Annotated in this window: 13 protein-coding genes; 7 read left to right on the forward strand and 6 right to left on the reverse strand. The window is 62.2% G+C overall.

The genetic code is table 11. The features are described 5' to 3' along the window. Positions 1 to 152: 152 nt before the first annotated feature. The 4 genes from ACQRBT_RS27525 to ACQRBT_RS27540 form a co-directional block, all read right to left on the reverse strand. Positions 153 to 1,001: a shikimate dehydrogenase gene (locus tag ACQRBT_RS27525; RefSeq protein ID WP_104996040.1), complete on the reverse strand. Its 849-nt coding sequence runs from the start codon at positions 999 to 1,001 to the stop codon at positions 153 to 155. Beyond that, entirely contained in the window at positions 998 to 1,447 is a 450-nt protein-coding gene (gene aroQ / locus ACQRBT_RS27530) for a type II 3-dehydroquinate dehydratase (protein WP_060752326.1), read from the reverse strand. The genes ACQRBT_RS27525 and aroQ overlap by 4 nt, the downstream gene beginning before the upstream one ends. A 167-nt stretch (positions 1,448 to 1,614) precedes the next feature. Beyond that, on the reverse strand, positions 1,615 to 2,694 hold the full coding sequence (trmA, locus tag ACQRBT_RS27535) for a tRNA (uridine(54)-C5)-methyltransferase TrmA (protein WP_090365700.1): 1,080 nt from the start codon (positions 2,692 to 2,694) through the stop codon (positions 1,615 to 1,617). Then, positions 2,691 to 3,986: an NCS2 family permease gene (locus ACQRBT_RS27540; protein WP_034100857.1), complete on the reverse strand. Its 1,296-nt coding sequence runs from the start codon at positions 3,984 to 3,986 to the stop codon at positions 2,691 to 2,693. Before ACQRBT_RS27540 ends, trmA begins: the two co-directional genes overlap by 4 nt. Before the next feature lie 222 nt (positions 3,987 to 4,208). Here ACQRBT_RS27540 and ACQRBT_RS27545 point away from each other — a divergent pair, with 222 nt between their 5' ends. From ACQRBT_RS27545 to ACQRBT_RS27560, 4 genes are all read left to right on the forward strand, one after another. Beyond that, complete coding sequence (locus tag ACQRBT_RS27545) at positions 4,209 to 4,655, forward strand: DUF4879 domain-containing protein (protein WP_090365702.1); 447 nt, start codon at positions 4,209 to 4,211, stop codon at positions 4,653 to 4,655. A 96-nt stretch (positions 4,656 to 4,751) separates the two neighbouring features. Beyond that, complete coding sequence (locus ACQRBT_RS27550) at positions 4,752 to 5,261, forward strand: (2Fe-2S)-binding protein (protein WP_104996039.1); 510 nt, start codon at positions 4,752 to 4,754, stop codon at positions 5,259 to 5,261. After that, on the forward strand, positions 5,258 to 6,247 hold the full coding sequence (locus ACQRBT_RS27555; protein ID WP_412047066.1) for an FAD binding domain-containing protein: 990 nt from the start codon (positions 5,258 to 5,260) through the stop codon (positions 6,245 to 6,247). The genes ACQRBT_RS27550 and ACQRBT_RS27555 overlap by 4 nt, the downstream gene beginning before the upstream one ends. Further along, positions 6,244 to 8,427 carry a xanthine dehydrogenase family protein molybdopterin-binding subunit gene (locus ACQRBT_RS27560; RefSeq protein WP_412047065.1) on the forward strand — a complete coding sequence of 728 codons (2,184 nt, stop codon included), beginning with the start codon at positions 6,244 to 6,246 and terminating at the stop codon, positions 8,425 to 8,427. Before ACQRBT_RS27555 ends, ACQRBT_RS27560 begins: the two co-directional genes overlap by 4 nt. Here ACQRBT_RS27560 and ACQRBT_RS27565 read toward each other — a convergent pair. Next, positions 8,424 to 9,662, reverse strand: coding sequence for an MFS transporter (locus ACQRBT_RS27565; RefSeq protein WP_104996037.1), 1,239 nt, complete (start codon positions 9,660 to 9,662; stop codon positions 8,424 to 8,426). The two genes, ACQRBT_RS27560 and ACQRBT_RS27565, sit on opposite strands and share 4 nt — an antisense overlap. A 317-nt stretch (positions 9,663 to 9,979) precedes the next feature. Here ACQRBT_RS27565 and ACQRBT_RS27570 point away from each other — a divergent pair, with 317 nt between their 5' ends. Genes ACQRBT_RS27570 through ACQRBT_RS27580 form a run of 3 tightly spaced genes read left to right on the forward strand, consistent with a single transcriptional unit; the run spans position 9,980 to position 12,609 of the window. Continuing rightward, positions 9,980 to 11,419 carry a cytochrome ubiquinol oxidase subunit I gene (locus ACQRBT_RS27570; RefSeq protein WP_104996036.1) on the forward strand — a complete coding sequence of 480 codons (1,440 nt, stop codon included), beginning with the start codon at positions 9,980 to 9,982 and terminating at the stop codon, positions 11,417 to 11,419. Between the two features lies 1 nt (position 11,420). Next, positions 11,421 to 12,428, forward strand: coding sequence for a cytochrome d ubiquinol oxidase subunit II (gene cydB, locus ACQRBT_RS27575; protein WP_060752317.1), 1,008 nt, complete (start codon positions 11,421 to 11,423; stop codon positions 12,426 to 12,428). Positions 12,429 to 12,441: 13 nt separating this feature from the next. Next, positions 12,442 to 12,609 carry a DUF2474 domain-containing protein gene (locus tag ACQRBT_RS27580; protein ID WP_081086932.1) on the forward strand — a complete coding sequence of 56 codons (168 nt, stop codon included), beginning with the start codon at positions 12,442 to 12,444 and terminating at the stop codon, positions 12,607 to 12,609. A gap of 65 nt (positions 12,610 to 12,674) precedes the next feature. On the opposite strand, the gene ACQRBT_RS27585 is transcribed toward ACQRBT_RS27580, so the two are convergent. Continuing rightward, complete coding sequence (locus ACQRBT_RS27585) at positions 12,675 to 13,799, reverse strand: methyltransferase (protein WP_412047064.1); 1,125 nt, start codon at positions 13,797 to 13,799, stop codon at positions 12,675 to 12,677. Positions 13,800 to 13,840 lie beyond the last annotated feature (41 nt).

The following is a 13,840-nucleotide window of genomic DNA, read 5'->3' on the forward strand; positions in this document are numbered from 1 at the left end:
GCTCCCGATAGCGTTGTGCCAGTCAGCAGTTTTTCGACTGACTTGCCGCTATCGGGAGCAAGCCCCCTCCCACAGGTTAACCATCGTCCGCTCTATCGCTTAACTGACTGGCATTAGGGCAAGCCGCTCCCACATTGGGATTTTTTTGCCGGTCAGGTATTCATGCTCTGGAAGTGCGCCAACATGCGGTCGGCGTCTGGCGCCTTGCCACTGAACAACTCAAACGCCTTCACCGCCTGAAACACCGCCATGTTGCCGCCATCCAGGGTGCGGCAACCCAAGGCGCGGGCGTCGCGCAGCAGTTCGGTTTCCAGGGGGAAGTACACAATTTCCGCGACCCATAATTCAGCCCGCAACAGCGCGGGCGGCACCGGCGTGCCCGGCAGTTTGTCCATGCCCATCGGTGTGGTGTTGACCAACCCATCGGCTTCGGCCATGGCGCTTTCCAAGTGGCTGGCGACCTGGGCACGCCCGCTGCCGAAACGCTGCGCAAGGTTATCGACAAGGTCGCGGGCGCGGCTGATCTCCACGTCAAAAATACTCAAGTGCTGTACGCCTTCGGCCAACAGTGCGTGGGCCACGGCCGCTCCCGCACCGCCGGCGCCCATCTGGACCACGCGTTGGCGCGCGACATCATTGAAGTTGCGCCGAAACCCTTCGGCAAACCCCAGGCAGTCGGTGTTGTGGCCGATGCGCTTGCCGGCCTTGAATACCACGGTGTTGACCGCGCCGATGCCTCGGGCTTCGTCGGAGAGTTCATCGAGCAACGGCAGAATCGCCTGCTTGCACGGGTAGGTAATGTTCAGCCCTGTGAAGTGCATCAACTCGGCGGCGCGCAGCAGGTCGGGCAGGGCGTTGATGTCCAGGTGCAACGGTGCAAGATCGATCAGGCGATACAGGTAACGCAGGCCTTGGGCGTCGCCTTCCTGCTCATGCAGCGCCGGGGTGCGGGAAGCCTGGATGCCCGAGCCGATCAGGCCGGCGAGGATGCGCGGTTTCATCGGGTCGATCCTTTTAGCAACTGGCTGAAGTGGCTCAGGGCCAAGTGGTAGCCGTGGCTGCCGAAGCCGGCCAGCACTGCGGTGGCGACCGGCGATACAAAGGAGTGATGCCGAAACGCCTCACGCGCATGCACATTGGATAAGTGCACTTCGATCACCGGCACTTCACTGGCTACCAGTGCGTCACGAATCGCGACTGAAGTGTGGGTCCAGGCGGCCGGGTTGATCACGATCCCGGCGCAACGGGCGCGGGCGCCGTGGATCCAGTCGAGCAGTTCGCCTTCGTGGTTGGTTTGGCGAAACTCCAGTTTCAACCCCAGTTGTTCAGCGCTGCGGCCACATAGGGCAGCGATGTCGGCCAGGGTTTCATGCCCGTAGGTGGCCGGCTCACGGGTGCCGAGCAGATTGAGATTGGGGCCGTTGAGCACCAGGATGAGGGGCGGCATGGGGTGTCTCCACAATTATTGTTCGTTGTGGAGGTAAAATGTACTGAATGGTTAATTTGGTCAATCGACGGCAGTGTACCCGGGTTGGCATGTGTTCGATTATCGAACCATTAATCCAGGGCAGTCGCTGCAGAAGGTGCGCCGCCCGAATGCGGGCGGCGTACGGGTCAGCGTCGGGTCAACAACACGCCGGATTCCATATGGTGCGTCCACGGGAACTGGTCAAACATTGCACAGCGGGTAATGCGGTGCGTGTCATGCAGTTGCGCGATGTTCGCGGCCAGGGTCTCCGGGTTGCAGGAGATGTACAGGATGTTGTCGAAGCGCCGGGTCAGCTCGCAGGTGTCCGGGTCCATGCCGGCGCGGGGCGGGTCGACGAACACGCTGCCGAATTCATAGCTCTTCAGGTCTATACCTTGCAAGCGACGGAACGGACGCACTTCATTGAGCGCCTCGGTGAGTTCTTCGGCAGACAGGCGCACCAGGGTGACGTTATCCACAGCGTTTTCATCGAGGTTGGCCAGCGCTGCGTTCACGGAGGTTTTGCTGATCTCGGTGGCCAGCACCTTACGCACGCGGGTGGCCAGCGGCAGGGTGAAGTTGCCGTTGCCGCAGTACAGTTCCAGCAAGTCATCCGGGCGATCGCCCAAGGCTTCATACGCCCAATTGAGCATCTTCTGGTTCACCGTGCCGTTGGGCTGGGTGAACGCGCCTTCGGGTTGGCGATAGCTGAAGGTACGGCCGCCGACTTCGAGTTTTTCCACCACGTAGTCATGGCCGATCACATCGCGCTTGCCCTTGGAGCGGCCGATGATGCTGACATTCAAGTCGGCGGCCAGCTGTTTGGCGGCGGTGTGCCAATGCTCATCCAGTGGGCGGTGATAGCACAGGGTGATCATCGCGTCGCCAGCCAGTGTGGTGAGGAACTCCACCTGGAACAGCTTGTGGCTCAGGGCGGCGCTGGCTTGCCAGGCGGCCTTGAGTTGCGGCATCAACTGGTTGATGCGGTGGCTGGCGATGGGGAACTCTTCGATCAGGATCGGCGTGCGCTTGTCGTCCTGGGAGAACATCGCGTAGTGGCGTTCACCACCTTCGCGCCACAGGCGGAACTCCGCCCGCAGGCGGAAGTTCTGCAGCGGCGAATCGAAGACCTGTGGCTCGGGTGCGTCGAACGGTGCCAGCAGGTCACGCAAGCGCGTGACCTTGTCTTGCAGTTGAGCGGTGTAGCGTGCGGCGTCAAAAGTCATGCGTTGAACCAGCCCAGCTTGATCACGAACAGAATCGACAGGATCACCAGTGCCGGGTTCAGCTCACGGTAGCGGCCCGAAAGCAGCTTGATGGCGGTCCAGGCGATGAAACCGAAGGCGATGCCGTTGGCGATGGAGTAAGTGAAAGGCATCGCCAGGGCGGTGATCACCACCGGTGCTGCCACGGTAATGTCATCCCAGTCGATTTCCGCCAGGCCCGACGTCATCAACACGGCCACGAACAGCAGCGCCGGTGCGGTGGCGAAGGCCGGTACGCTGGCGGCCAGTGGCGAGAAGAACAGCGCCAGCAGGAACAGGATCGCCACCACGATGGCGGTCAAGCCGGTACGGCCACCGGCGCTTACGCCTGCGGCGGACTCGATGTAGCTGGTGGTGGTCGAGGTGCCCAGCAGGGAACCGGCCATGGCGGCGGTGCTGTCGGCGATCAGCGCACGGCCCATTTTCGGCATGTGGCCATCCTTGCCCATCAGCCCGGCGCGCTTGGCGACGCCGATCAGGGTGCCGGAGTTGTCGAACAGGTCGACGAACAGGAACGCGAAGATCACGCTGACCAGGCCGATATCCAACGCGCCTTTGATATCCAGTTGCAGGAAGGTCGGGGCCAGCGAGGGTGGCATCGAGGTCACGCCGCCGAACGGGGTGAAGCCCATGACGATGGAGACGATGGTCACTGCCAGGATGCCGATCAGCACCGCGCCGCGCACGGCCAGGGCTTCCAGCGCCACGATCAGCGCGAAACCGAGGGTGGCGAGGATCGGCGCCGGTTGTTTCAGGTCGCCCAGGCCGACCATGGTGGCCGGGTTGCTGACCACGATACCGGCGTTATGCAGGGCGATCAGCGCCAGGAACAGGCCGATACCGGCGGCAATCGCCGAGCGCAGCGGCAGCGGGATGCTGTTGATGATCCACTCACGGATACGGAAGATCGACAGCAGGAAGAACAGCACTGCCGAAATGAATACCGCACCCAGGGCAACCTGCCAGGTGTGGCCCATGTGCAGCACCACGGTGTAGGTAAAGAAGGCGTTGAGGCCCATGCCCGGTGCCAGGGCGATCGGGTAGTTGGCGATCAGGCCCATCACGGTCGAACCGATGGCGGCCGCCAGGCAGGTCGCGACGAACACGGCGCCCTTGTCCATGCCGGTTTCGCCGAGGATGCTCGGGTTCACGAACAGGATGTAGGCCATCGCCAGGAACGTGGTGATACCCGCGAGAATCTCGGTGCGCACGTTGGTGTTGTGTGCTTTGAGTTGAAACAGCTTTTCCAGCATGCCGGCTCCCTGTGACGCTATCTTGCGTCGTTATTTGTTGACCTCTAAGTCAAAGCACAAACTGCGCCAAGCGCCTGTGGTTTCAGAGAGGATCGGAAAAAGCGGCGCATCATACCAGCAGCCGAGGCCGTGTGGCGCACGGGGTTGGCTTGGCGATGCATGGCTGTGGATCATGGCCTTGAGGCATACTGCGCCGACGTTCAAGGCAGGGTCGTTAACAGCATGAAAAAAGCCAACGCGTGGAGTCTAGCTCTGATCGCCAGTCTCAGCCTGTGGTGGGGCGCGGCACCAGCGTGGGGCGCAGCTGCACCGCCCTTGAGCGAGGTGCGGGTGTTCAAGGTCGAGTCGGCGCGTTGCAGCGAGAAAGTCGCGGAAGGCGCCCAGAGTACCCAGATGTGCGAGCACCGTGGCCCGACCCAGGTTTCGGTGATGGAAGTCGGCCTGGGTAACAGCCCCATGGGCCGCTTCAATGGCGCCGAGTTGGACGGGCGGCGCACGCCGGTGTGCCAGGTCGGCAATATCAGCGAGGCGTGCAATGGCGTGGGCACGCTGATGGGCTACATCTATGTGTTTGACTTGAATGTCGAAGCCCAGGGGTGGTTCGAGTTCAGTAATACGTCGATCAACGGCCCGCAAAATACCTTGAAGGTGATGCTCAATATCCGCTGATCAATCCTCTTGAACGCTCATAACCACGGGTAGTCGTACCCCAGAGACGGCGACTTTCCCGAACGCCGCGAACGGACTTCAACCCGTGAGGTGTTTATGAGCGCAACCCCCAATGACGCGGCGGCTCAACCGTTCGTCAGCCACCCGATACGCCTGACCCTGAACGGCCAGCAGCGCCAGCTGAACGTGTTGCCCTGGACCACCTTGCTCGACCTGCTGCGCGAACAACTTGACCTGGTCGGCAGCAAAAAGGGCTGCGACCACGGCCAATGTGGTGCCTGCACCGTGTTGCGTGACGGCAAACGCGTGAATGCCTGCCTGACCCTGGCGGTGATGTGCGACGGTGCCGAGTTGACCACCATCGAGGGCTTGGCTGACGGAGACGAGCTGCATCCGATGCAGCAGGCGTTTATCAAGCATGACGCGTTCCAGTGTGGCTATTGCACGCCCGGGCAGATTTGCTCTGCCGTTGGCCTGGCCAATGAGGGGCGGGCCCAGGACCCCGCGCAGATCCAGGAACTGATGAGCGGCAATCTGTGCCGCTGTGGTGCCTACAGCAACATCCGCGATGCGATTGAAGCGGTCGTGCTGGGAGACAAACCATGAACCCTTTCCAGTACAGCAAGCCGACCGACGTACATGAAGCGGTGCGGCTGAGTAGCGCCGCCTCGCGCTTTATTGCCGGCGGCACCAATTTACTGGACCTGATGAAAGAGAACATCAGCCGGCCCGAACACTTGATCGATATCACCGGCCTGCCGCTGCATGGCGTTGAACCTACGGCCAGTGGTGGCGTGATGATCGGCGCCTTGGTCAGCAACGCTGACCTGGCCTGGCACCCGTTGATCGAAGCCCGTTACCCTTTGCTGTCCCAGGCGATCCTCGCCGGTGCGTCACCGCAGTTGCGCAACATGGCCAGTACTGGCGGCAACCTGTTGCAGCGCACCCGTTGCTATTACTTCTATGACACCGGCGTGCCCTGCAACAAGCGAGAGCCGGGCAGTGGCTGCCCGGCGCGAACCGGCTTGAACCGCATTCATGCCATTCTCGGTGCCAGCGAGCAGTGCGTGGCGACCCACCCGTCGGACATGTGTGTCGCCCTGGCCGCCCTGGAGGCACGGGTGCATGTGGAGGGGCGTGGCGGTTCGCGTGTGATTGAGTTTGCCGATTTCCATCGCTTGCCGGGCGACACGCCGCAGCGCGACAACCTGTTGGCCGATGATGAACTGATCACGGCCATTGAGTTACCGGCCGACCGTCTGGCGGGCCACAGTCATTATTTGAAAGTGCGCGATCGTGCGTCATACGCGTTTGCCCTGGTGTCGGTTGCCGCCGCGTTGGAGCTGGACGGTGACACCATCGTCGACGCCCGTCTGGCCCTTGGCGGCGTGGCGCACAAACCCTGGCGAGACCGTGCGGTGGAAACCGCGCTGATCGGCCGTACGGTCAGCCGCGAAACCTTCAGCAGTGCCGCTGACGCCTTGTTGCAGGATGCCGAGCCGCTGGAACACAACGCCTTCAAGATCAAGCTGGCGCGTCGGGCGATTATCCGCGCCCTGAGCGATGCCGCTGTCGCAGGAGAACGCCCATGACCGCTATCGGAAAACCCCTGGACCGCGTCGAGGGTCTGCTCAAGGTGACGGGCCAGGCGCGTTATGCCGGTGAGTTTGCCGGTCAGGACCTGCTCCACGGCAGCGTGGTATCCAGTACTATCGCCAAGGGGCGAGTGGTCAGGATTGATGCGTCCAGGGCCCTGGCATTGCCCGGCGTGGTCATGGTGCTCGATCACCTCAACCGGCCGAAACTCGCCAGTTACGACGACGCGTTTGCCGATGCCGATGCCGCGGACGGGTCGCCGTTTCGCCCGTTGTACAACGACCGCGTGCTCTATAGCGGCCAGCCATTGGCCCTGGTGATAGCCGATAACCTGGAGCTGGCGCGGCATGCCGGTTCGCTGGTGCATATCGAGTACGAGCGCGAGGCTTTCGAGACCGACTTGCTGGCGATGCAGGAGCAGGCCCACGCTTCCCCGCAAACGCCGCCCAAGCCGCGTGGCAACTTTCAGGCGCAGTGGAGCGCCGCCGCCGTCAGCCTGGATCTGCACTACAGCACGCCCATCGAGCATCACAACCCTATGGAGCCGCATGCCAGTACGGTGCTGTATCAGCCGGATGGCACCCTGCATATCCATGATAAAACCCAAGGGCCACAGAACTGCCAGGCCTATGTGCAAAAGGTGTTCGGCCTGGATAAAAGCCAGGTGCGTATCTTTGCCGCTTTCGTCGGCGGGGCGTTCGGCTCGGGCTTGCGTCCGCAGTATCAATTGCCGCTGGCGGTGATGGCGTCGCTGGCGCTCAAGCGTTCGGTACGGGTCACCCTGACGCGTCAGCAGATGTTCACGTTCGGCTACCGCCCGCGCACCTTGCAGCGCCTGCAAATGGGCGCCGCCGCCAACGGGCAATTGCTGGCACTTGGGCATACCGCAATCGGCCAGACTTCGCGTTTCGAGGACTTCAGTGAGCACGTGGTGGAATGGAGCGGCATGCTCTACCACTGCGACAACGTGCAACTGACCTACAAACTGGTGCCGCTCGATGTATTCACCCCGCTAGATATGCGTGCGCCTGGCGCCGCCCTGGGTGTGATCGGCCTGGAATGCGCCATGGATGAACTGGCGTGTGCCTTGGGCATGGACCCGGTGCAACTGCGCCTGATCAATTATGCCGAGCGCAACCAGAACGAAGACAAACCCTGGTCGAGTAAAGCTCTGCGTGAGTGCTACCGCGAAGGCGCCGAACGTTTCGGCTGGCAGCGGCGCAACCCGGAGCCGCGCAGCATGCGGGAGGGCCGGCAATTGATCGGCTGGGGCATGGCCGGCGGTGTGTGGGAGGCCATGCAGATGAAGGCCAGCGCCAAGGCGCGGATCGACGCGCAAGGCAAGCTGACGGTGAGCAGCGCCACCACGGATATCGGCACCGGAACTTATACCGTGATGACCCAGATTGCGGCGCAGGCCAGTGGGGTGGCGGTCAAGGACGTGGCGTTTCTGTTGGGGGATTCATCGTTGCCCACGGCGCCGCTGCAAGGGGGCTCGTTTACTGTGTCTTCCGTCGGGACCGCCGTTCAGCAAGCGTGCGAAGCGTTGAACGCCAAGTTGCTGAAAATCGCCCGGCAGACTTACCCGGTTTTTAAAGGGGCTGAAGCGGTGCGCTTCGAAGACGGCCAACTGCACTGCGGGGATGTCAGTGTTTCACTGGCCCAGTTGGTCAAGGACAGCGGTGAAGAGGCGTTGGAAGTCCAGGTCGACAGCGAGCCCGACAAAAAGCGCGAAGGCTACGCCACCGCCACCCATTCAGCGGTGTTCGTGGAGGTGCGGGTGGACGAAGACCTCGGCACTGTGCACGTCAGCCGGGTGGTCAGCGCGGTTGCGGCCGGGCGTGTGGTGAACCCCAAGATGGCCCGCAGCCAGATTCTCGGCGGGGTGGTGTGGGGCATCGGTATGGCGCTGCACGAAGAAACCCAAGTTGACCATCAGCTGGGTCGTTACATGAATCACAGCCTGGCCGAGTACCACATTCCGGTAAACGCCGATATCGGTGACATTGACGTGCTGTTCGTCGAAGAACACGACGAGATCGTCAATGCCCTGGGTTCCAAGGGGGTCGGTGAAATCGGCATTGTCGGGGTGGCGGCGGCCGTCGCGAATGCGGTCTACCACGCCACCGGCAAGCGGGTCAGGGACTTCCCGATCACCCTGGATAAGGTGCTTTAAACCTTGGCCTCTTCGACCGGAACATGCATCCGGTCGCGGTTGGCCAGGGTCGGGAACAGCTTGATCCACACGCCGGTGACCAGCAATGTCCCGACCCCGCCCATGACCACGGCGGGCACGGTGCCGAACCAGTGGGCGGTGATCCCGGACTCGAATTCGCCGAGTTGATTGGACGCGCCGATGAACAGGCCGTTGACCGCACTGACGCGCCCGCGCATTTCATCCGGGGTTTCCAGTTGTACGAACGAGGCGCGGATCACCATGCTGATCATGTCCGCCGCGCCCAACACCACCAGTACCCCGAGGGAGAACCAGAACGAGGTCGACAGGCCGAAGGCGATAGTCGCCACGCCGAATACGCCTACGGCGGTGAACATCACGCGTCCCACGTGCCGGTCCACGGCAAACCGCGCCAGCCACAACGACATCAACAACGCACCCACCGCCGGTGCCGAGCGCAGCAGGCCCAGGCCCCAGGCACCGGTCAGCAGGATGTCCTTGGCGAACACCGGCAGCAACGCTGTGGCGCCGCCCAGCAGCACGGCGAACAGGTCCAGGGAAATGGCGCCGAGAATGTCCGGGCGGCTGCGGATGAAACGGATGCCGGCCAGCAGCGAATCCAGGGTGGCCTTGCCTTTATTGAGTGGGGTCTGGCGGGCGGGCAGGTTGAGGGTCAGCGTGCAGGCAATCAGGTAAAGCACCACGGTAGGCCCGTAGACCCACACGCTGCCGAATGCATACAGCAAACCGCCAAGCGCCGGCGCGACGATGGTCGCCAGTTGCTGGGCCGACTGGGATGACGCCACCGCCCGTGGGAACAATGCGCTGGGCACGATGCTTGGCAGCAGCGCCTGGGTGGTGGGCATTTCAAAAGAGCGTGCGGCGCCCAACAGGAACGCGAGGATGAAGATCATCTCGCGGGTCACGTGGCCGGTCAGGCCGCCGATGGCCAGGCTCAGGGCAATCAATGCCTGCACGGTCTGGCAGATGGCGGCCACCTTGCGGCGCTCGTAACGGTCGGCCACATGCCCGGTATGCAGCATGAACAGTACGCGCGGCACAAATTCGACCAAACCCACCAAGCCCAGGTCCAGCACGTTGCCGGTCAATTGGTAGAGGTTCCAGCCAATCGCCACGGTGAGCATCTGGAAGCCGCTGGCGGTAAAGATCCGCGCCAGCCAGAACGCGATGAAAGGGCGGTGATGGCGCAACAGCAACACGGGTTCGCTTGGCATCGGGAGTTCAGGTCAGGGCCGGAGAAAGGCCGAGATTATCATCAAGTTGTAACAGATGGTTGCAGGAACTGAGCTGAGGCAGTCTGTCACGCGGCAAAAGACCACGCCGTCCTGCAACGAAAATGGGACTACTCTTTCAGCAATGCTTGATCCAGATCAAAACCGGCCCCGGAATTGTTCTGGCGGCCGCAAGGCCAGATTCCCCGCGTGGTGGGTAAAAAAAAGAAACGAATTGAAATTCGACAGGCTCCATATCCGTGGGGGCAGTGGGTGCAGGCTCCCGCCAGCAGCCGGTATTACCTGACAGAGGAAAACTTATGTTCGGTTTGGAGGCGCTAGATCTCGCCCGAATTCAATTTGCGTTCACCATCTCGTTTCACATCCTGTTCCCGGCGATCACCATCGGCCTGGCCAGTTACCTTGCGGTACTGGAAGGTTTGTGGCTCAAGACCCACAACGACACCTACCGTGACCTCTACCACTTCTGGTCGAAGATCTTTGCCGTCAACTTCGGCATGGGCGTGGTCTCCGGGTTGGTCATGGCCTACCAGTTCGGCACCAACTGGAGCCGCTTCTCGGACTTCGCCGGCTCCGTCACCGGCCCGCTGTTGACGTATGAAGTGCTCACGGCGTTCTTCCTGGAAGCAGGCTTCCTGGGGGTGATGCTGTTCGGCTGGAACAAAGTGGGGCGCAAGCTGCACTTCTTCGCCACGGTGATGGTGGCCGTCGGTACGTTGATCTCCACCTTCTGGATCCTGTCGTCCAACAGCTGGATGCAGACGCCTCAGGGCTTTGAGATCGTTGACGGACGCGTGATCCCGACCGATTGGTTCGCGGTGGTCTTCAACCCGTCGTTCCCTTACCGCCTGGCACACATGGCCACGGCGGCCTTCGTGGCCACCGCGTTCTTCGTCGGCTCCTCGGCGGCCTGGCACTTGTTGCGCGGCAAGGACAACCCGGCAATCCGCACCATGTTGTCGATGGCCATGTGGATGGCCCTGATCGTCGCGCCTATCCAGGCGGTCATCGGCGACTTCCATGGCCTCAACACCCTCAAGCACCAACCGGCAAAGATTGCCGCGATTGAAGGCCACTGGGAAAACGTCGGCAACGAACCGACGCCGCTGATCCTGTTCGGCTGGCCGGACATGCAGGCCGAAAAAACCAAGTACGCGGTGGAAATTCCGTACCTGGGCAGCCTGATCCTGACCCACTCCCTGGACAAGCAGGTGCCGGCGCTCAAGGAGTTCCCGCCTGAGGACCGCCCCAACTCGACCATCGTGTTCTGGTCGTTCCGGGTCATGGTTGGCCTGGGTTTCCTGATGATCTTCACCGGCTTGTTCAGCCTCTGGCTGCGCAAGGGCGACAAAATGTACTCGTGCAAACCGTTCCTGTACCTGGCGTTGTGGATGGGCCCGTCCGGGTTGATCGCGATTCTCGCCGGCTGGTTCACCACCGAAATTGGCCGCCAGCCGTGGGTGGTTTACGGTTTGATGCGCACGGCGGATGCGTCTTCCGGACACAGCCTGGCGCAGATGACGATCACCCTGGTGTTGTTCGTGGTGGTGTACTTCGCGCTGTTTGGCGCAGGTCTGGGTTACATGATGCGTCTGGTGCGCAAAGGTCCGGTCACCCACGAAAGTACCGAGCCAACCCACGGTGGCCCTGGCCAGAAACGTACACCGGCGCGTCCGTTGTCGGCGGCCGATGACGGCAGTGATGACCAACACGCCGACATCCAGCACAAGGGGAATTGAGATGGGTATTGATCTTCCGCTGATCTGGGCCGTGATCATCATCTTCGGCATCATGATGTACGTGGTGATGGACGGCTTCGACCTGGGTATCGGCATCCTCTTCCCGTTTATTCCGGGCAAAGTCGACCGTGACGTCATGATGAACACCGTCGCCCCGGTATGGGACGGCAACGAGACCTGGCTGGTACTGGGCGGCGCGGCGTTGTTCGGCGCTTTCCCGCTGGCCTATTCGGTGGTGTTGTCGGCGCTGTACCTGCCGCTGATCCTGATGCTGGTCGGGCTGATCTTCCGTGGCGTGGCGTTCGAGTTCCGCTTCAAGGCCAAGGACCACAAGCGCCACCTGTGGGACAAGGCGTTTATCGGCGGATCGATTGCCGCGACGTTCTTCCAGGGTGTGGCGCTGGGGGCGTTCATTGACGGCATCCCGGTGGTGAATCGTCAGTTCGCCGGCGGCTCGCTGGACTGGTTGACGCCGTTCACGATGTTCTGCGGTGTCGCCCTGGTGGTTGCGTATGCCCTGCTGGGTTGCACCTGGCTGATCATGAAGACCGAAGGCAAGTTGCAGGAGCAGATGCACAACCTGGCGCGGCCATTGGCCTTCGTGGTGTTGGCGGTGATCGGTATCGTCAGCCTGTGGACGCCCCTGTCGCACCCGGAAATCGCCTCGCGCTGGTTCACCCTGCCGAACCTGTTCTGGTTCCTGCCGGTGCCGATCCTGGTGTTGGTGACCATGTACGGGCTGATTCGCGCAGTGGCACGTAATGCCCATTACACGCCGTTCCTGCTGACGCTGGTGTTGATCTTCCTCGGTTACAGCGGCCTGGGGATCAGCCTGTGGCCAAATATCATCCCGCCATCAGTTTCGATCTGGGATGCCGCCGCACCGCCGCAGAGCCAGGGTTTCATGCTGGTGGGTACGTTGTTCATCATTCCGTTCATCCTGGGCTACACCTTCTGGAGCTACTACGTGTTCCGCGGCAAGGTCACCCATGAAGACGGTTACCACTAGGAGGGAGCGTCCCATGTCCGGCAAACCGACGTTGCACGAGATTGAACAGGCCGAGAAACAGCCGTTGTGGCGGCGCCTGGGGTGGTTGGCGATGATCTGGACCGGCAGCGTGCTGGCCCTGTTCATCGTGGCCAGCCTGATGCGCCTGTTCATGAACGCGGCCGGCTTGACCACGCACTGACATCCCAATCCGGGCCTCACGGCCCGGCTTTCAGCCCTGCCATTTGCACGAGTGGCAGGGTTTTTTTATTTGCGCGCTTTGATAATCACGAATTTTGGCGTGGTGGCGATTTGCTCGACACCCCGGAACAACCGGGCCAGTTTGGTGTGGTAGCCCAAGTGACGGTTGCCGACGATGTAAAGAGCACCGCCGACGACCAGGGTTTCCCGCGCCTGCTGGAACATGCGCCACGCGAGGAAATCGCCGACCACCTGTTGCTGATGGAAAGGCGGGTTGCAGAGCACCACGTCCAGCGACTGTGCCTCCTGGCCGGCCAGGCCGTCGCCTGCGCGTATCACCACGTCGCGCTCACCCAGCGCGGCGCGCCAGTTCTCGGCGGCCGATTGCACCGCCATAAAGGACTCGTCCACCAAGGTGTAGTGCGCAGCGGGGTTTTGCAAGGCGCTGGCGATTGCCAATACACCGTTGCCACAGCCCAGGTCCGCCACGCGGGCGTTGCCGAGGTTTTTCGGCAGGTGGGGCAGGATGGCGCGGGTGCCGATATCCAGGCCTTCACGGCAGAATACGTTGGCGTGGTTGAGCAGTTCGATGGCCGGGGCGTCGAGGGCGTAGCGGGTGGGGTAGGGCGAGAGGGCGGTGGGCCGTTGGTCGACGGTCGCGATCAACAAGCGTGCCTTCTTGACCGCCAGTGAGGCGTGCATCGGCCCGATGTAGCGCTCCAGCAATTCCCCCGCAGCCCGTGGCAGGTGCTTGATCATCGCCCCGGCGATCACTTCGGCACCCGGTGCCAGCTGACCCTGCAGGCGGATCAACTGTTCCTCCAGTAATGCCAGGGTTTTCGGCACGCGGATCAGCACCCGGTCGAACGGCCCCGTGGGCATCTGGCTGGCCGGGATGAACGGCACCGCATCAAACGTCTTGCCGTTGCGCACCAGGTTTTTTTCCAACCCCAAGGCTGCAAGAAACGAATCACCGCTGGAGGTCACTTGCACCTGCCCCTGGAGGCTGGCGGCCAAGGCGCCAAAGCTGTCATTGAGCACCAGCACGCGAGTGGTCGCCGCCGGTTGCTGCTGCGCCAGATAGTCGAGCAGGTATTCGTCGGCGGCATCGAAGGCTTGCAGCGGATCGTTATGTTGCTCGGGTTGGCGGATCAGATCGAGCTGGGCGAACGGGCTGTGGAGCAGGGGCATGGCGGGGGAGGCTCTGGGTGATCATCGGCGGAACCGTCTGA

This window comes from Pseudomonas sp. R19M, from assembly GCF_050312585.1.
GTDB classification, from domain to species: Bacteria; Pseudomonadota; Gammaproteobacteria; order Pseudomonadales; family Pseudomonadaceae; genus Aquipseudomonas; species Aquipseudomonas palleroniana.